The sequence below is a fragment of the Rubrivivax sp. A210 genome (assembly GCF_904426505.1).
Lineage (GTDB): Bacteria > Pseudomonadota > Gammaproteobacteria > Burkholderiales > Burkholderiaceae_C > Rubrivivax.
In genome coordinates this window covers 247630-266465 of record NZ_CAJGBN010000001.1, presented here as the reverse complement: position 1 = coordinate 266465, position 18836 = coordinate 247630, and the positions used below count along the sequence as shown (strand labels likewise).

General features: G+C 69.1%; 13 protein-coding genes. 3 read left to right on the top strand and 10 right to left on the bottom strand.

Features of this window, described 5'->3' with window-relative positions; genetic code table 11:
• The first annotated feature begins 5 nt into the window (after positions 1-5).
• The 3 genes from JMV16_RS01155 to glgC all read left to right on the top strand — a co-directional run bounded on the left by JMV16_RS01155 (position 6) and on the right by glgC (position 4162).
• Positions 6-1649 carry an alpha-glucosidase family protein gene (locus JMV16_RS01155; protein WP_201492317.1) on the top strand — a complete coding sequence of 548 codons (1644 nt, stop codon included), beginning with the start codon at positions 6-8 and terminating at the stop codon, positions 1647-1649.
• A 35-nt stretch (positions 1650-1684) separates the two neighbouring features.
• Positions 1685-2821 (top strand): ABC transporter ATP-binding protein, encoded by a 1137-nt coding sequence (locus JMV16_RS01150; RefSeq protein ID WP_201492316.1) that lies wholly within the window; start codon positions 1685-1687, stop codon positions 2819-2821.
• Positions 2822-2896: 75 nt separating this feature from the next.
• The gene (gene glgC, locus JMV16_RS01145; RefSeq protein WP_201492315.1) at positions 2897-4162 is read left to right on the top strand and encodes a glucose-1-phosphate adenylyltransferase; all 1266 of its coding nucleotides are present in this window, start codon (positions 2897-2899) and stop codon (positions 4160-4162) included.
• Positions 4163-4228: 66 nt separating this feature from the next.
• Here glgC and JMV16_RS01140 read toward each other — a convergent pair whose 3' ends face one another.
• The 10 genes from JMV16_RS01140 to JMV16_RS01095 all read right to left on the bottom strand — a co-directional run bounded on the left by JMV16_RS01140 (position 4229) and on the right by JMV16_RS01095 (position 18827).
• A complete protein-coding gene (locus JMV16_RS01140) occupies positions 4229-4492 on the bottom strand; it encodes a hypothetical protein (RefSeq protein WP_201492314.1) in 264 nt (87 codons plus the stop codon).
• Positions 4493-4660: 168 nt separating this feature from the next.
• Positions 4661-6391 (bottom strand): malto-oligosyltrehalose trehalohydrolase, encoded by a 1731-nt coding sequence (gene treZ / locus JMV16_RS01135; RefSeq protein ID WP_201492313.1) that lies wholly within the window; start codon positions 6389-6391, stop codon positions 4661-4663.
• A 34-nt stretch (positions 6392-6425) separates the two neighbouring features.
• On the bottom strand, positions 6426-7688 hold the full coding sequence (locus tag JMV16_RS01130) for an alpha-amylase family glycosyl hydrolase (RefSeq protein WP_201492312.1): 1263 nt from the start codon (positions 7686-7688) through the stop codon (positions 6426-6428).
• A gap of 28 nt (positions 7689-7716) precedes the next feature.
• On the bottom strand, positions 7717-9225 hold the full coding sequence (gene malQ, locus JMV16_RS01125) for a 4-alpha-glucanotransferase (protein WP_201492311.1): 1509 nt from the start codon (positions 9223-9225) through the stop codon (positions 7717-7719).
• 21 nt (positions 9226-9246) lie between these two features.
• The gene (gene glgB, locus JMV16_RS01120) at positions 9247-11445 is read right to left on the bottom strand and encodes a 1,4-alpha-glucan branching protein GlgB (protein ID WP_201492310.1); all 2199 of its coding nucleotides are present in this window, start codon (positions 11443-11445) and stop codon (positions 9247-9249) included.
• Positions 11446-11484: 39 nt separating this feature from the next.
• Entirely contained in the window at positions 11485-13131 is a 1647-nt protein-coding gene (locus tag JMV16_RS01115) for an alpha-D-glucose phosphate-specific phosphoglucomutase (RefSeq protein WP_201492309.1), read from the bottom strand.
• Between the two features lie 30 nt (positions 13132-13161).
• The gene (locus tag JMV16_RS01110) at positions 13162-14148 is read right to left on the bottom strand and encodes a glucokinase (protein ID WP_201492308.1); all 987 of its coding nucleotides are present in this window, start codon (positions 14146-14148) and stop codon (positions 13162-13164) included.
• Positions 14145-15284: an ABC transporter ATP-binding protein gene (locus JMV16_RS01105; protein ID WP_201492307.1), complete on the bottom strand. Its 1140-nt coding sequence runs from the start codon at positions 15282-15284 to the stop codon at positions 14145-14147. Before JMV16_RS01105 ends, JMV16_RS01110 begins: the two co-directional genes overlap by 4 nt.
• Positions 15285-15380: 96 nt before the next feature.
• Positions 15381-17141, bottom strand: a complete 1761-nt coding sequence (locus JMV16_RS01100) for an alpha-amylase family glycosyl hydrolase (RefSeq protein WP_201492306.1) — start codon at positions 17139-17141, stop codon at positions 15381-15383.
• A 27-nt stretch (positions 17142-17168) separates the two neighbouring features.
• Entirely contained in the window at positions 17169-18827 is a 1659-nt protein-coding gene (locus JMV16_RS01095) for an alpha-amylase family glycosyl hydrolase (RefSeq protein WP_201492305.1), read from the bottom strand.
• Positions 18828-18836 lie beyond the last annotated feature (9 nt).

Below are 18836 nucleotides of genomic sequence, written 5' to 3'. Positions count from 1 at the left end.
TCGCCATGAAGGCAGCCAACAACGGCTGGTGGCGCGGCGGCGTCATCTACCAGATCTACCCGCGCAGCTTCCAGGACAGCAATGGCGACGGCATCGGCGACCTGCCGGGCATCACGCGGCGGCTCGAGCATGTGGCGCGCCTGGGCGCCGACGCGATCTGGCTCTCGCCCTTCTTCAAGAGCCCGATGAAGGACTTCGGCTACGACATCAGCGACTACCGCGATGTCGACCCGATGTTCGGCACCCTGGCCGATTTCCGCACCCTCGTCGACCGCGCCCACGCGCTCGGCCTGAAAGTGATGGTCGACCAGGTCTATTCGCACACCTCCGACCAGCACCCCTGGTTCGTCGAGAGCCGCGCCAGCCGCAGCAATGCGCGCGCCGACTGGTATGTCTGGGCCGATGCCAGGGACGACGGCACGCCGCCCAACAACTGGTTGTCCATCTTCGGCGGCAGCGCCTGGCAGTGGGACACGCGGCGCAGGCAGTACTACCTGCACAACTTCCTCACCAGCCAGCCCGACCTCAACTTCCACCACCCCGAGGTGCAGCAGGCGGTGCTGGACTGCGTGAAGTTTTGGCTCGATTTCGGCGTCGACGGCTACCGGCTCGATGTCGTCAACTTCTATTTCCATGACCGCCTGCTGCGCGACAACCCGGCGCGCGGCGCGCCCGACGGCAGCGACCCCGCCGTGCCCGCAGCCAACCCCTATGGCTGGCAGTGGCACCGCCACGACAAGAGCCAGCCCGAGAACCTGGCCTTCCTGCAGCGCCTGCGGGCGCTGGTCGACGCCTACCCCGACACCACCATGGTGGGCGAGATCGGCGACGACGACGGCCTGGCGCGCGTGGCCGAGTACACCAGCGGTGGCGACAAGTTGCACATGGCCTACTGCTTCGACCTGCTGGGCACGGCTCACGACGCGCCCTTCCTGCACCGCGTGTTCGCGCGCTTTGCCGAGGTCGCGGGCAGCGGCTGGCCCTGCTGGGCGATCAGCAACCACGACATCACGCGCGTGGCCACGCGCTGGAGTGGAGTGGCGGCGCCGGCGGCCCTGCCTGCCTTGCTCAGGGCCGCCGCCGCGCTGCAGGCCAGCCTGCGCGGCTCGCTGTGCATCTACCAGGGCGACGAACTGGGCCTGCCCGAGGCCGAGATCGCCTTCGAGGATTTGCAGGATCCCTACGGCATCACGATGTGGCCCGAGTTCAAGGGCCGCGACGGCTGCCGCACGCCCATGCCCTGGGAGGCCGGGCCGCCCGACCTCGGCTTCGGCGGCACGGCCCACGGTGCGCGGCCCTGGCTGCCGGTGGCCGAGAGCCAGCGAGCTCTGGCCGTTGACCGCCAGGAGGGCGATCCGCAATCGCTGCTGAACTTCTACCGCCAGTTGCTGGCCTGGCGCCGCACCCAGCCGGCCCTCGTGCATGGCGAGATGGAACTGCTGCCCCGCCATCCCCAGGTGCTGGCCTTCGTGCGCAGCCACCAGGGGCAGCGCCTGCTGTGCGCCTTCAACTTCAGCGATGGCCCGGCCACGCTGGCCGCACCCGGTGCGCTGACACCGCTCGAGGGCAGCGGCGCCAGCGGGGGCCGGGTGGTCGACGGCCGCCTCGACTTCGACGCCTGGGGCGTGCTCCACGCGCGCCTGGCCTGACCCCACACGCCACCCCCACACCCCAAGAGCGAGCCATGTCACGCATCGACTTCAAGAACGTCTGCAAGCAGTACGCCCCGGGCCTGGCGCTAACCATCAACAACGCCAACCTGGCCATTGGCCAGGGCGATTTCTGCGTTTTCGTGGGGCCGTCGGGCTGTGGCAAATCCACGCTGCTGCGCATGGTGGCGGGGCTGGAGTCCATCACCTCGGGCGACATCAGCATCGCCGACAAGCGCGTCAACGACCTGCCGCCGGCCAAGCGCGGCGTGGCCATGGTGTTCCAGAGTTATGCGCTCTACCCGCACATGACGGTGGCGCAGAACATGGCCTTCGGCCTGCAGGTGATGGGCGCCGACAAGGCCGAGATCGAGCGCAAGGTCAAGAAGGCGGCCGACATCCTGCAGCTCGGCGCCCTGCTGGACCGCCTGCCCAAGGCGCTGTCGGGCGGCCAGCGCCAGCGCGTGGCCATCGGCCGCGCCATCGTCAAAGAGCCCGATGTCTTTCTCTTCGACGAGCCGCTGTCCAACCTGGACGCCGCATTGCGCGTGCAGACGCGGCTGGAGATCGCCAAGCTGCACCACGACATCGGCCGCTCGAGCATGATCTACGTGACGCACGACCAGGTCGAGGCCATGACGCTGGCCGACAAGATCGTGCTGTTGCGCGCCGGCAAGGGCGTGCAGGAAGAGGGCAGCGTGGCCCAGTTCGGCACGCCGATGGACCTGTACCACCGGCCGCAGAACCTCTTCGTCGCCGAATTCATCGGCAGCCCCAAGATGAACGTGATGCCCGGCAAGCTGGTGCGCGCCGAGCCCGAGCACGCGGTGGTCGAAGTCCACGGCGAGCAGATCACGGTGGCGGTGGACGCCCGCGGCACCGCGGCCGGCTCGCCCATCAGCATCGGCATCCGCCCCGAGCACCTGCTGGCCGGCGAAGACGGCGAGGGCTGCAAGGTGCATGTGAAGCTGCGCCAGATGGAGCGCCTGGGCGACGAATCGCTGCTCTACATGGACATCGCGCCCGACGCGCCGCTGGTGACGCTGCGCCTGGAAGGCCATGCGATGCAGGCTTCGGGCGAGGCCATCACGCTGCGCCTGCGCGCCGAGCACTGCCATCTCTTCGATGCGGCCGGCAAGGCCTTTCGCCGCACGCCCAAGCTGCCGGCCTGAGCGCCGGCCCGCTTTTTCGTCCACGCCCGGGCCTTTTCGCCCAGACCGCCCAGACCGCCCGCACCAGGAGACGCCATGAGCGCCAACCAGAAATCCTCACGCCTGGCGCGCGACGCCATGGCCTTCGTGCTGGCCGGCGGCCGCGGCAGCCGTTTGATGGAGCTGACCGACCGGCGCGCCAAGCCCGGCGTCTTTTTCGGCGGCAAGACGCGCATCATCGATTTCGCGCTGTCCAACGCGCTCAATTCCGGCATCCGCCGCATCGGCGTGGCCACGCAGTACAAGGCGCACAGCCTGATCCGCCACCTCACGCGCGGCTGGAGCTTTCTGCGCGCCGAGCGCAACGAGAGCTTCGACATCCTGCCGGCCAGCCAGCGCGTGTCCGAGGACGCCTGGTACCGTGGCACGGCCGACGCCGTGTTCCAGAACATCGACATCGTCGAGAGCTATTCGCCGCGCTACATCGTGGTGCTGGCCGGCGACCACATCTACAAGATGGACTACGAGGTCATGCTGCAGCAGCATGTGGACAGCGGCGCCGATGTCACGCTGGGCTGCCTGGAGGTGCCGCGCATGGAGGCCACCGGCTTCGGCGTCATGCACGTTGACGAGCACGACACCATCAAGAGCTTCATCGAGAAGCCGGCCGATCCCCCGGGCATCCCCGACCGGCCCGACATGGCGCTGGCCTCGATGGGCATCTATGTCTTCGACACCAAGTTTCTGTTCGACCTGCTCAAGGCCGACGCGGCCAACCCCAGCTCCGACCACGATTTCGGCAAGGACCTGATTCCGCATGTGGTGAAGAGCGGCAAGGCCGTGGCCCACCGCTTCAGCGCCAGCTGCGTGCGCTCGGCCCACGAATCCGAGGCCTACTGGCGCGATGTCGGCACGGTCGACGCCTACTGGGAGGCCAATATCGACCTCACGGCCATCATGCCGGCGCTGGACATCTACGACACCGACTGGCCCATCTGGACCTACAGCGAACTCACGGCGCCGGCCAAGTTCGTCCACGACGAGGACGGCCGTCGCGGCCACGCCATCAGCTCGCTGGTCTCGGGTGGTTGCATCGTCTCGGGCACCGAGCTGCGGCGTTCGCTGCTCTTCACCGGCGTGCGCGCCAATTCCTATTCCACCATCGACGAAGCGGTGATCCTGCCCTATGTGACGGTGGGCCGGAACGCGCGCCTGAAGCGTGTGGTGATAGACCGCGGGGTGGTCATACCGGAGGGCCTGGTGGTGGGCGAAGACCCGGCGCTGGATGCCAGCCGCTTCCGCCGCACCGACAAGGGCGTTTGCCTGATCACCCAGCCGATGATCGACAACATCTCGGCCTGAGCCCGGTCACGGGGCAGTCCCTGGAGACTGCCTCCGTGTGCCTGCGGCCCGGGTCGCTCTGGGGGCTTATTGCGTGTCGAGGCCTTGGGCGCGCAGCGCTGCGGCGCGCAGGTCGGCGGCATAGCTGGGCTGCGACTCTTCCAGGCGGTCCGCCAGGGCCACGAGCTCGGCGGCATTGCTCGGCGTGTCCAGCGGCGAAGCGAACAGCCAGTTGTCCAGCTTGCGGATGAGCCCCAGGGTGGCGGCACCAATGGCGGCCAGGGCCACCGACGGGTGGATGCTGGCGGTGCGCACGGGGCGTTCGAACGGGAGGGCTTGTTGGTTCGTCATGGTGATGACTCCTTCTCTGCATACACGAGGCCAAAGCGGTTCGTGTTGCAGTGCAGTATAGGGTAAACCCCATGCTCTAGCTGTCAGAGTCTGAAATTAACCAATTGGTACGTTGCCGTATTGCCACAGATTCCGGCTCGGCGCTCCGGCCCAAAGCGCTTGGCTCCGTCAGGCGCGGCGGCAGATCAGGGCCGTGTAAGGCGGCAACTGGCGGTTGCTGGTGGCACCGCTGGCGCTGGAGAGTTGGGGGACCCAGCCCGGTGGCAGAGGGCATTCCAACGACTGGTCCGAGAAGTTCATCAGGGTCAGCGTGCGCGGGGCCTCGACGGTGATGAGGCCGCTGGCTTCGTCGCCGCGCACCCTCACCGCCGCCATGTCGCGCGGCCCCAGGGAGCCGCTGCGCTTGAGCGCGATCAGCTGCCGGTAGTAGTCGAGCACGCCGGCGCCGCCTGTGCTGTCCGCCAGCGCCCAGTTGAGCTTGGAGGCCACGAAACTGCTGCGCGCGTGCGGGTCGGGCGGCACGACCCGGCCGCCGACATCGGCCTTGCGGCCCTCGCGGCAGCCTTCGACGATGGCCGGGTCGGAGAAGTCCTCGAAGAACAGGAAGGGCGCGGTCTCGCCGTACTCCTCGCCCATGAAGAGCATGGGCACGAAGGGGCTGGCCATCACCGCGGTGATGCCCAGCAGTGCCTTGTCGCGGCCGTGGGTGGCGATCATGCGGTCGCCCAGCGGCCGGTTGCCGACCTGGTCATGGTCCTGGATGTGCACCACATGCTCGCTGGCCTGGGTCTGGCGCCCGTCGGTGCCCAGGAAGTAGTGGTAGTGGTGGCACAGCCGCGTGCCGTCGAGCACGAAGCCCGATTGCAGCGCCTTCACCACGTCGTCGAAGCGCCCGAAGTTGGCGTAGTGGCGCGCCGTCTCGCCGGTGAGATGGGCGTAGAGGGCGTGGTTGAGGTCGTCGTTCCACTGCGCGTGGTAGTTGAAGCCCGGGTCGGCCGTGACGTGGCGGTTGTTGCGCAGGTGCTCGGCGATGGTGATGATCTCGCGCTCCTGGCGGCGGGCGATCTCGCGCGCCAGGTCGGTGAACTCGCGCAGGATGTGCACCGGCATGTTGTCGAAGATCAGCGACACCGCGTCCATGCGCAGGCCGTCGAAGCCGACGTCCTCGAGCCAGAAGCGCAGGTTCTCGAGGAAGAACTCGCGCACACCGTGGTTCCAGGCGTCGTCGAAGTTGATCGCCGCGCCCCAGGGCGTGGCCGCGGCCTTGGTGTAGGGGGCAAAGGCGCCGGCGTAGTTGCCCTCGGGGCCGAAATGGTTGTAGACCACGTCCAGCACCACGGCCAGGCCCTGCTCGTGGGCGGCCTCGATGAAGGCCTTGAGATCGGCCCAGCTGCCGTAGCCGGCATGCAGCGCGAACAGGTAGGTGCCGTCGTAGCCCCAGTTGCGCTCGCCCGGAAAGGCCGCGATGGGCAGGAGTTCGACGACGTTGATGCCCAGGTCACGCAGATAGGGCAGGCGGGCCTGGGCCGCGGCCAGCGTGCCCTCGGCCGTGAAGGTGCCCAGGTGAAGCTCATAGATGATGGCGTCGGCCATGGCCACGCCGGTCCAGCCGGGGCTGTGGGCGGGCTCGACCTCCACCACCATCGAAGGCCCGTGTACGCCCTTGGGCTGGTAGCGCGAGGCCGGGTCTGGCAGGGCTCGGCCGTCCACCGCAATGCGGTAGAGCGTGCCGGCGAGCAGGCGCGGCAGGCGGCCGGTCCACCAGCCGTCGGCGGCGGCCGTAAGCGGGTGGCGCGAGCCGTCGGCCTGCAGCACGACGGCCAGGCTGTTCTTGCCGGGTGCGTAGACGCGGAACTCGGAGTGTTCGGCGTCCAGATGGCGGTGTCCCACGGTGGGCATGTTCTGGGTTCCTCGTCGGGTGGTGGGCCGGCGCTCAGCCGCGGGGTGTCGAGGCCTCGATGTGCCAGGACCAGGGTGCGAGCGCCTTGGCCTGCCCCTCGACCCGCGCCGTCTGCGCCTGGGCCGAGAGATTGGCCAGCACCGTGACGCTGTCGTCGCCCCGGCGGCGGCGGAAGGCGAAGACGGCCTCGCTGCCGCTGGCCAGAACTTCGGTATCGCCGCCGGCGGCGCCATTCCACAGCGCCGGGTGCTCGTGCTTGAGCTTCAACAGTCCGGCGTAGAAGGGCGCCAGCTCGCAGCCCTTCCAGGCGATGGCGTCCTTCTCGAAGAAGGCCAGCCGGCGATCCAGCACCGCCTCCTGGCCGCCATAGATCAGCGGCATGCCGGGCAGGGTGGCGGCCAGCACGGCGCAGACCTGGAAGGCGGGGCCGAAGCGCTCGACATCGTGGCCTTCCCAGCTGTTCTTGTCGTGGTTGCTGGTGAAGCTCATGCGCAGCGCGTCGGCCGGGTAGTGGGCCTGGCGGCGCTCGAGCCAGCCCTGCAGCAGCAGCGTCGGCGCGCCCTTGCCCTGGATGCTGGCGAGCAGCGCGTCGAGCAGCTCCCAGTCATAGGTCATGTCGAAGGCCTTGCGGTGCAACGCGGGGTCGGAGGCCTCGGCCAGCATGAAGACCGGCTTGACGGCCTCGAGCGCATCGCGCGCCTGCTCCCAGAAGGGCGTGGGCACGAGGCTTGCCACGTCACAGCGGTAGCCGTCGATATCGCACTCGCGCACCCAGTAGAGCAGGGCCTCGGTCATGGCAGGCCACAGCGCCGCCTGGCGGTAGTCCAGGCCCAGCACATCGGTCCAGCTCTCGGTTTCGCGGCCGTTGAAGTACTCGCAAGAGCCGATCTCGCCGGCCGCGTTCTGCTGGTACCAGTCGGGGTGCAGCGCCACCCAGGCGTGGTCCCAGGCCGTGTGGTTGGCCACCCAGTCGATGATCACGCGCATGCCGGCGGCATGGATGGCGGCGACGAGCCGCTTGAAATCGGCCAGCGTGCCGAACTCGGGGTTGACCGACACATAGTCGGCCACCGAGTAGTAGCTGCCCAGCGTGCCCTTGCGCTCCTTCTTGCCTATGGGCTGTATGGGCATCAGCCAGAGGATGTGTACTCCCATGGCCCGCAGCCGCGGCAGGTGGTGCTCGAAGGCGGCAAACGTGCCCTCGGGCGTGTACTGGCGCAGATTGACCTCGTAGATGTTGGCGCTGCGGCACCAATCCACATGGTCGAAGCTCCCTGCATTCGCTGGCTGATCCATGCGGCTTGCCCCTTGCCCGCGCCCGGCCTCAGACGGCCTTGGGCAGGCGCTCGTAGAGCTGGCACAGGCGGCGCAGGCGCTGGGCATGGCCGGGCTGCACCTGCTGCCAGCCAAAACGCCAGCCCCAGTTGCCCTCGCCCTTGCCGGGAAAGTTCATGCGGTGCTCGCCACCCAGGGAGAGCACGTCCTGCATCGGGTAGATGGCCATGTCGCCGACGCTGGCGCAGGCGGCGCGTATCAAATCCCAGGCGACATCGCGGCCGTCGGTGGCCAGGTATTCGCGCAGGTGGTGGCGGATTTCCTCCGGCGCGCCCGTCCACCAGCCCAGCGTGGTGTCGTTGTCGTGGGTGCCGGTGTAGACCACGGTGTCGGCTTCGTGGCTGTGCGGCAGGAAGCGGGTCTCGGCCTCGCCCTTCTCGCCCCAGGCGAATTGCAGGATGCGCATGCCCGGGAAGTCGAACTGCTTGCGCAGCGCGTCGACATCGGGGGTGATGACGCCCAGATCCTCCGCGATGATGGGCAGCGGGCCCAGGGCCTCGGCGATGGCTTCGAACAGGGCTTCGCCCGGCCCCGGCACCCAGCGGCCGTTCATCGCCGTCGGCTCGCTGGCCGGGATCTCCCAGTACCCGGCAAAGCCGCGGAAGTGGTCGATGCGCACGATGTCCACCAGCTCGAAGCTGCGGCGTATGCGCTCCACCCACCAGGCATAGCCTTCGCGCGCATGGGCGCGCCAGCGGTAGAGCGGGTTGCCCCAGCGCTGGCCGGTGGCGCTGAAGGTGTCGGGCGGCACGCCGGCCACCACGGTGGGGCGGCCACCCTCGTCCAGCTCGAACAGCTTGGGTTGGGCCCAGACCTCGGCGCTCTGGTGGGCGATGAAGATGGGCGCGTCGCCAACTATTCTGACGCCGCGATCGTTGGCATAGGCCTTGAGCCGCGCCCACTGGCTGTAGAAGCACCACTGGCAGAAGACCCAGAAGGCAATGCGCTGGGCGTGCTGGGTGCGCGCGGCACGCAGCGCTGCGGCCTTGCGCGTGGCCAGTGGGGCGTCCCACTCGCACCAGTCGCGCTGCTGGTTGTGCTCGGCCAGGGCCATGAAGAGGGCGTAGTCGTCCAGCCAGTTGCCGTGCTCGGCGCAGAACTCCTGCAGCTCGGCGCGCTCCTGCTCGGTGGCCTGGGCCTCGAAGCGCGCCGCGGCGCGCGCCATGCGCTCCATGCGGTGGGGCACCATGGCGGCGAAATCGATGCGCTCGCCGTCCAGGCCGGGCACGGGCGCCACGTCGTCGGCATCGAGCCAGCCGCGCTGCTGCAGTTCGTCCAGGGCTATCAGCAGCACATTGCCGGCAAAGGCCGAGCTGCTCATATAGGGCGAGTTGCCCGGGCCCAGGCCGCCCAGCGGCAGGATCTGCCACAGGCTCTGGCCTCCGGCCACCAGCCAGTCGACGAAGTGGTAGGCGGCCGGGCCCAGGTCACCGGCGCCGTGGGGGCCGGGCAGGGAAGAAGGATGCAGCAGCACGCCGCTGGCGCGGGGGAAACGCATGGTCGGGGTCCTGGCGGAAGGTCAGGCAGAACGCCACTCGAAGATCACGGTGGCCAGCGGCGGCAGCGCAAGCTCGATGCTGTGGGCGCGGCCCTGCCAGGCCACCGGCTGGGCGGTGATCTCGCCGAAGGGCGCGCCGACATTGCTGCCGCCGTAGTGCATGGAATCGGTGTTGATGCGCTCGCGGTAGATGCCGGCCTCGGGCACGCCCAGGCGGTAGCCCTGATGCACCGCCGGCGTGAAGTTGCAGACGACGACGATGAAGGCGCCGGCCTCGTTGCCGCGGCGCACGAAGCTGATCACCGAGCGCTCGGCGTCGCCGTGGTCTATCCACTCGAAGCCGTCGGGCGTGAAGTCGCGCTGGTGCAGCGCCGGCGTGGCACGGTAGAGCGCGTTCAGGTCGCGCAGCAGGCGGCGCACGCCCTCATGCGCGGGGTCTTCCAGCAGGTGCCAGTCCAGGCTCTGCTCGTGGTTCCACTCGCGGTCCTGCGCGAACTCGCAGCCCATGAAGAGCAGCTTCTTGCCCGGGTGGCCCCACATGAAGCCATAGTAGGCGCGCAGGTTGGCGAACTGCTGCCAGCGGTCGCCCGGCATCTTGGCCAGCATCGAGCCCTTGCCGTGGACCACCTCGTCGTGCGAGATCGGCAGCACGAAGTTCTCATTGAAGGCATAGACCATCGAGAAGGTGATCTCGCCGTGGTGGTGCTTGCGGTACAGCGGGTCGCGTTCGATGTACTGCAGCGAGTCGTGCATCCAGCCCATGTTCCACTTGTAGTGGAAGCCCAGTCCGCCGGCATAGACCGGGCGCGAGACCTGCGGGAAGGCGGTCGATTCCTCGGCCAGCGTCACCGCCTGCGGGCGCTCGACGCCGACGACCTCGTTCATGCGCTGCAGGAAGGAGATGGCCTCGAGGTTCTCGCGCCCGCCGTGTACGTTGGGCACCCACTCGCCGGCCTTGCGGCTGTAGTCGCGGTAGAGCATGGAAGCCACGGCGTCGACGCGCAGGCCGTCGATGCCGTAGCGCTCGACCCAGTAAAGCGCATTGCCGACCAGGAAGTTGCGCACCTCGGTGCGGCCGAAGTTGTAGATCAGCGTGTTCCAGTCCTGGTGGAAGCCCTCGCGCGGGTCGGCGTGCTCGTACAGCGGCGTGCCGTCGAAGTGGCCCAGGCCGTGGGCATCGCTCGGAAAGTGGGCCGGCACCCAGTCGAGCAGCACGCCGATGCCGGCCGCATGGCAGCGGTCGACGAAGCGGCGAAAGCCCGCGGCATCGCCGAAGCGCGCGGTGGGCGCGTACAGGCCCACGGGCTGGTAGCCCCAGGAGCCATCGAAGGGGTGCTCGCTCACCGGCAGCAGTTCGAGGTGGGTGAAGCCCATGTCGGCGGCATAGGGCACCAGGGTGTCGGCCAGCTCGTCCCAGGTCAGCCAGCGGTTGCCTTCCTCGGGCTTGCGCCGCCACGAGCCCAGGTGCACCTCGTAGATGCTCATGGGCGCGTCCAGCGCATTGGCGCGCTGGCGCTCGGGCGAGGGCGGCAGCAGCGGCGGCAGGGCGCCGACGATGCTGGCCGTGGCCGGGCGCAGTTCGGCCTGCAGCGCAAAGGGATCGGCCTTCTGCGGCAGCAGATGGCCTTCGCGGCTGCGGATCTCGTACTTGTAGGCGGCGCCGGCGCCGACGCCGGGCAGGAATATTTCCCACACGCCGCATTCGCGCCGCAGCCGCATCGCATGGCGGCGGCCGTCCCAGAAGTTGAAGTCGCCGACCACGCTGACGCGGGTGGCGTTGGGCGCCCACACCGCGAAGGCCGTGCCCGCCACGCCCAGCATCTCGCGCTGGGTGGCGCCCAGCACCTCGAAGGGACGCAGGTGCGTGCCTTCGCCCATCAGCCAGACATCCATCTCGCCCAGCACCTGGGGGAAGCGGTAGGGGTCGTCGACCACGCCCTGCTGGCCGTCGTGCCAGGTGACGAGCAGGCGGTAGTCGGCGACTTCGGCACGGCTCAGCTTGGCGTCGAAACGGCCCTCGAAAACGCCATCGGCGTGGCGCTTGACCAGGCCCGGGTGCAGCAGGCGTCCGGCGCCGTCCTGCACCACCACCAGATTGGCGCCGGGCAGAAAGCAGCGCAGCCAGAGGCCGTTGCCGGGCAGTTCATGCAGGCCCAGCACGCCGAAGGGGTCGCCGTGGGCGGCATTGCGGATGAGGTCGATCTCGGTGGAGTCCAGCATGGTGGTCTTTCGGCAAGGTGAGGGCGCGGCAGGCCGGGATCAGGTGATCACGCTCGGGCTGGCGCGGCCTGTGAGTTCGGTGATGCGGGCCAGCTGCTCGGCGCCAGCGATCAGCCCCGCCAGCGCCTGCTGGGCTGGCACCTGGTGGCGTGCCACATCGGCCTCGACGGCCTCGAGGTAGACGCGCAGCGTCGCGCCCTCGGTGCCGGTGCCCGAGAGGCGGAAGACGATGCGCGCGCCGTCGTCGAACAGGATGCGCACGCCCTGGCGCTCGGAGCGCGAGCCGTCGATAGGGTCGGTGTAGGCAAAGTCGTCGGCCTTGGCGATGCGGCGGCCTTCGAGCACCTGGCCGGCCAGCGCCGGCAACTGGGCGCGCAGACCGGCCATCAGCGTGTCGGCGGCGGCGCTGTCCACGCCCTCGTAGTCGTGGCGCGAATAGACGTTGCGGCCGTAGCGGACCCAGTGCGCGCGCACCAGTTGCTCGACCGACTGGCCGGTGGCGGCCAGGATGTTGAGCCAGAAGAGGACGGCCCAGACGCCGTCCTTCTCGCGCACATGCTCCGAGCCCGTGCCATAGCTCTCTTCGCCGCACAGCGTCACTGCGCCGGCGTCGAGCAGGTTGCCGAAGAACTTCCAGCCCGTGGGCGTCTCGTGGCAGGGGATGCCCAGGGCCTGGGCGACGCGGTCGGCCGCCGCCGAGGTGGGCATCGAACGCGCGATGCCGGCGATGCCGCCGCGGTAGCGCGGCACCAGCGTGGCATTGGCAGCCAGCAGGGCCAGGCTGTCGGAGGGCGCCACCGCAAAGGCCTCGCCCGCGCTGCCGCGGCCGACGATCATGTTGCGGTCGGCATCGCCATCGGTGGCGGCGCCGAAATCGGGCGCATCGGTGGCCGACATGTGGGCGATCAGGTCTTCGGCATTCACCGGGTTGGGGTCGGGGTGGAGATGGCCGAAGTCCTCCAGCGGGCTGCCGTTGACCACGGTGCCGGCCGGCGCGCCGAGCAGGCCTTCGACGATGGCGTGGGCGTAGGGGCCACCGACCGCGTTCATGGCGTCGAAGCGCATGCGGAAGCCACCGGCGAAGAGGCGGCGGATGGCCGGGAAGTCGAAGCATTCCTGCATCAGCGCCGCGTAGTCGGCCACCGGGTCGATGACCTCCACCACCATCTGTTCGATGCTGCTGCGGCCCAGGGTGTCGATGTCCACCGGGCTGGCATCGCTGATGCGGTAGTGGGTGATCGTCTGCGAGCGCGCGTAGATGCCGTCGGTGATCTTCTCGGGCGCGGGGCCGCCATTGCCGATGTTGTACTTGATGCCGAAGTCGCCATCCGGCCCGCCCGGGTTGTGGCTCGCCGAGAGGATGACCCCGCCATAGGCGCCGTGCTTGCGGATCACCGCGCTGGCCGCCGGCGTCGAGAGAATGCCGCCGCGCCCCACCAGCACGCGGCCGAAGCCGTGGGCGGCGGCCATGCGCAACAGGGTCTGCACCGCGGCGCGGTTGTGGAAGCGGCCGTCGCCGCCCACCACCAGGGTCTGGCCGGCGCAGCCCTCCAGGCCGTCGAACAAGGCCTGGACGAAGTTCTCCAGATAGCCCGGCTGCATGAAGACCGTGACCTTCTTGCGCAGGCCCGAGGTGCCGGGCTTCTGGCCGGCAAAGGCGGTGGTGGCAACGGTATGGATGGTCATGGAAACTCTCCTTGTGGGCGAGCAGGGCTTTCAGCCGCCGCCGGCGTCCAGTGCATTGGCGGCGCCGCGCAGCGCCGGTGATTGCTCGGCCGCGATCACCCACACCGGCATGCGCGCCAGCAGCGGGCGGAAGCGCCCCTTGGCCTCGAAGCGCTCGCGGAAGGGCGAGGCGGCGAAAAAGGCACCCAGGCGGGGCACGATGCCGCCGCCGATGTAGACGCCGCCCAGCGAGCCCAGGGTCAGCGCCAGGTTGCCGGCGGCGGTGCCGAGGAAGGCGCAGAACAGATTGACGGCCTCGATGCAGCGTGGCTCATCGTCCTGCAGCGCGCCCTGGGTGATGCCGGCGGCGTCCACCGCCACCGGCACGGTCTGCGGTGCATCCAGCGCCTGCAGCGCCAGGTGGATGTCGACCAGGCCCTGGCCGCAGACCGCACGCTCGGCCGAGGCATGGCCGTAGCGCGTGGCGATGAGATTGAGCACCGCTTGCTCGCGCGGCGTGCAGCCCGCCAGCGTGACGTGGCCGCCCTCGCCCTGCAGCGGCGCCCAGGCGCCGCTGCCGGTGGGCACCAGGCCCGAGACGCCCAGGCCGGTGCCGGGACCGATGAGGGCGATGGCGGCATCGGCCACCGCGGCCTCGCCGCCGACCTGGCGCAACTCGTCGGGGAGCAGCGCCGGCAGCGCCAGCGCCAGCGCCGTGAAGTCGTTGAGCACGCGCAGCCGCGCAAAGCCGAACTGCTGGCGCAGCGCGGCAATCGAGAAGCTCCAGTGGTGGTTGGTCATCTTGACCTGGTCGCCGGTCACCGGGTTGGCGATGGCGATGGCGCAGGCCGCCGGCGCGGCGCGGCCCAGGCGCTCGAGATAGGTGGTGATGGCATCGGCCAGGCTGGGAAAGTCGGCGCAGGGCAGGGTGATGACGTCGCCTATGGGCGCGCCAGCACCGGCCTGCCAGGCAAAGCGGGCATTGGTGCCGCCGACATCGGCCAGCAGGCGGGCGGTGGGTTCGGCGGGTGCGTTCATTCGGGCAGCTCCACGGTGCGGGTGCAGGCCAGGCCGGCCTCGTCGAAAAGGTGCAGGTTCTCGGGCCTCAGCTTCAGCTCGAGCTGGGTGCCCACGGCCGGGCGCACGCTGCCTTCGACGCGCACCGTCAGCACATGCGCATAGGCCTTGCCGTAGTCCACATAAAGCAGCGAGACATCGCCCAGGCGCTCGACATGGCGCACCAGCACCGGCAGGCCGGCGCCGGCTGCGCTGGCGTCCAGGCCCACATGCTCGGGCCGGAAGCCCAGGCTCAGCTTGGCGCCGGCGGCGATGTGGCGCGCGTCCACCGCCACCTGGACCCGCACGCCGGAAACGTCGATCAGGCATTGCGCCGCCTCGGCGCTGACCATCGTGGCCGGCAGCACGTTCATCTTGGGGCTGCCAATGAACTCGGCCACGAAGAGGCTGGCCGGGCGGTGGTACAGCGTCATGGGCGAGCCGACCTGGGCGATGCTGCCGCGCTCTTCCACCAGCTTGCCGGCGTGCAGCAGCACGATCTTGTCGGCCAGGGTCATGGCCTCGACCTGGTCATGCGTCACGTAGATCATGCTCGCGCTGCCGATGTCGTGGTGCAGCTTGGCGATCTCCAGCCGCGTCTGCACGCGCAGCGCGGCGTCGAGGTTGGACAGCGGCTCGTCGAAGAGAAAGACCTTGGGCTCGGTGACGATGGCCCGGCCTATGGCCACGCGCTGGCGTTGGCCGCCCGACAGCGCCTTGGGCTGGCGATCGAGCAGGGGCGCGAGCTGCAGGATGTTGGCCGCCTCCTTCACCTTGCGCTCGATCTCCGGCTTGGCAACCCCCTTGACCCGGAGCCCGAAGGCCATGTTCTCGGCCACCGTCATGTGCGGGTAGAGCGCATAGCTCTGGAACACCATGGCCACGCCGCGCTGGGCCGGCGGCAGGTCATTGACGCGCTCGCCGCCGATGAGCAGGTCGCCCTCGGTGATGTCCTCCAGGCCGGCCACCATGCGCAGCAGGGTGGACTTGCCGCAGCCCGAGGGGCCGACGAAGACGCAGAACTCGCCGTCCGCTATCACCAGGTTGGCGTTCTTGATGGTGGTGGGCAGGCCGGGGGCGTAGCGCTTGTGAACCTGCTTGAAGTCTATGCGTGACATGGCGTGCTTCGGTGGGTGTTGATGGATCAGAAGCGCTTTGGATGAGCGACGAGTCTAGGCGTGACGGGCAATGATCGGTTCATGGTTTGCGCGCGCTCAGGGCGCGCGGCGTTCCAGCAGCACGGCGGGCGCGGCGGCATTCAACTGCACCGTGCCGGCCTGGACGGTGAGGCGCTGGCCGCTGTAGGCGTCGGTCAGGGCCTCGCCCTCGGCGAAGAAGTCACCCACCGGCAGCCGGGCACCGGCCGGCGCATCGAGCGCCACGACGACGCGGTCGCCGCTCGCGCGGTCGAGGCGGCCGAAGACATAGGGTGCATCGGCCAGCTTCTGGTGCTCACCGCGGGCCAGCGCCACATGGCGGGCGCGGAAGGCGCCCAGGCGCCGCCAATGCTGCAGCACGGCCTGGTCGATGCCGGCCCAGTTCATGTCGGAGCGCGTGGCCTGTTGCGGATCGCTGCTGGGCACGGGGCCGGGCGGGCGCGCGCTCTCGTCGCCGTAGTAGATCTGCACACCGCCAGGGGCCAGCAGCAGGGCACTGCCGGCCTCGAGCAGGCGGTCGCGCGGGAAGAGCCGGGTGTCGTGCGACGAGATGTAGCTGAGCATCTGCGACGGCTTGCCGGCCTGCAATCTGGCGTAGCCGGCAAACAGCCCTTCGGGGCGGGCGAATTCGCTGCCGCGGCCCTGGAATTCGAAATTGATCATCGAATCGAAGCCGGCCTCGTGCAGCCTGCCGCGCTCGGGGCCGTGGCCCCAGTATTCGCCGGTCATCCAGAAGGGTGCGTCGTCGACCTTTTTGGCCGGGTTGCGCTGCTTCCAGTCGGCCAGGGCCAGGCTGCACGAGCCCTTGAGTTCGCTCCAGGCCGCGGGCTCGACGTGCTTGACGGTGTCGGCGCGGAAGCCGTCGATGCCGTAGTCGCGCACCCAGTCGCACAGCCACTTCACCAGGTAGCCGCGCACGGTGGTGCCCGGCAGGTCGACGGCGCGCGTGTCGGCCTTGTTCTTGATGAACCTGGGCAGGGTGGCGGCCTCGGTGCTCTCGGTGCGGAAGTCGGGTAGATAGGCCAGCATGCCCGTGAGGTCGTCCTTGCCGCCGTCGATATAGCCCGGCAGGCCGGCGCGCACCCAGGCGCGGCCCCACCAGTCGCCAAAGGCGAAGTTGTTGTAGTCGATCTGCCGGTGGTAGTTCGTCAGATTGGCCTTTTCCAGCGCCCCCGGCCACAGCACCGGCACCTTCAGGTCCACCGCAGTCTGGATGTCGAGATAGCCCGGGTGGTTCATCACCACGTCGAAGAGGATGCGTATGCCCTGGGCGTGGGCGGTGTCCACCATTTCGCGCAGCTCGTCGGGCGTGCCCATGGCGCGGTCGAGCACGGTGTAGTCGAGCGCGTAATAACCGTGGTAGGCGTAATGCTTGAATTCCTTGTTGCCGCCCACCACCCAGCCGTGGATCTGCTCATAGGGCGCGGTGATCCAGATCGCATTGACGCCCAGGGCCTTGAACCAGCCTTCCTTGAGCTTGGCCGTGAGGCCGGCGAGGTCGCCGCCGTGGAAAGTGCCGACGTCGTCCTTGGGCTGGTCCTCGCGCCTGCGGCCGTAGGCGCCGTCGTTGCCGGGGTTGCCGTTGTAGAAGCGGTCGGTGACGACGAAGTAGACGATGGGGTTGTCGGCAAAGCTCCCCGGCACCTGCAGCGGCAGGCGCGGCGCGGGGGCGGCGGCCGGGGCCGGTGCAGCGGCGGTGGGTGCAGTGGCAACAGGTGACGCGGGAGCGGCAGGGGGGCTGAACTGCGGCGCCGCACAAGCGGCCAGCAAGGCGGCCAGCAGCAGGGCGGTGGCAAGCCGGGGATGCAGGTTCTTCATGGCCGCTGCGTCAAGGTGGGTGATGACTCAGGGCCCGACCGCGAAAACGGCAAAGCTCTGGGCCTGCAGATCGATGCGGGCCTGGCCGGCGACATCCACACTGCCCGCCCCGCCGCTGGCAGGCCAGAGGCGGGGCAGGGTGACGCCGGCCGGCAGGCCATCGATGGTGGCCGTGGCCGGCGTGCTGCCGTAATTGAAGACCACCAGGGTTTGTTCGGCACCCAATACGCGGCGGAAGCTCGCCAAGGTGCCGTTGGCCGTACCCGCCACGTAACTGCCGCTCATCAGCGAGGGCCGCGACTTGCGCAGCGAGATCACTGCCTTGTAGAAGCTGAGCAGCGAATTCGCGTCGGCTTCTTGTGCCGCCACGTTGTTGGCAGCGACATTGGCCGAGAGTGCGCGGAAGGGCCGGCCGGTCGTGAACCCGGCGTTGACGGCGTTGCCGTTCCAGCTCATCGGCGTGCGCAGCTTCGGGTCGCCGCTGAGGCCTGCGCCACCCGCCATGCCGATTTCCTCGCCGTAATAGATGAAGGGCGTGGTCGATTGCAGCAGATTGGTGGCGGCGGCCAGGCGGTAACGGGCCGCGTTGCCGCCGACCCAGTCCCAGACACGATTTCCATTGAAGCTGGCGAAGCTGTCGTGATTGCTCAGGAAACCGGCCAAGGTGGCCGCCGAGGGATTCGTCGGACCGGTGTTGTAGTAGGTTGCAGTGGCAGCCACTGCTGCTACATCGCCGCTGGTCGCGTTCACCATGTTGAACTGCTGGCCGAAAGCAAAGGAGCCGCCGCAGGAGGTGGGCGCGGCATAGCGCTGCGGCGCGCCCGGCGCCTCGCAGACCATGTAGCGGTTGGCATAGCCGGCCACGACCTGGCGCATCGCGTTCATCACTTCATCGTTCTCGGGCTGGTTCTCCCAGGCCGCGGGGCCGTTCTCGACCAGGTTGCCGACGGCATCGAAGCGAAAGCCGTCGACGCCGCGGTTGAGCCAGAAGCGCAGGTTGCTGCGGTGGTAGTCCAGCACCTGCGTGTTGCGCAGGTTGAAGTCGGGCATCTGGCTGAAGAAGGCGGCGAAGTAGGCGCCCGTGCCGGCACCGTACCAGGGGTTGCTGCCGAAGATGCTCCAGCCGGCAGGCACGACGGCTTGCCAGACGTACCAGTCGCGGTAGGCATTGGCCGTCGAGTTGCGCGAATGGGCGAATATCGGGTTGTCGAAGGCGCTGTGATTGATGACGTAATCGATGATCACGCCGATGCCGCGGGCATGGGCCTGGGCCAGCAACTCGTCGAAATCGGCCAGGCTGCCGTAATCGCGTTCGATGCCGCGGTAATTGCTGACCGAATAGCCGTGGTCACGGTCCTGGCTGTCGGTGACGGGCATCAGCCACAGGCCGGTGATGCCCAGGCCTTGCAGGTAATCCAGGCTCTGGATCAATCCGCGCAGGTCACCCTTGCCGTCGCCGTCGCTGTCCTTGTAGGCGCGCACATGGATCTCCATGAAGGCGCCGTTCTTCCAGCTGGCCGGCAGCGCCGTGCCCGGGTCGGCCGCGGCCACGGCCGATACGTCTACCGGCGGTGGCTCGGTCGCCGCACCACCGCCCCCCCCGCCGCCGCAGGCCGCGAGCGCGCCGCACAGCAGGGCCGAGGCCAGGCAGGCGCTTGGGGCGCGGAAGGCGCGCGGCAGAGCCATCGGACAGGG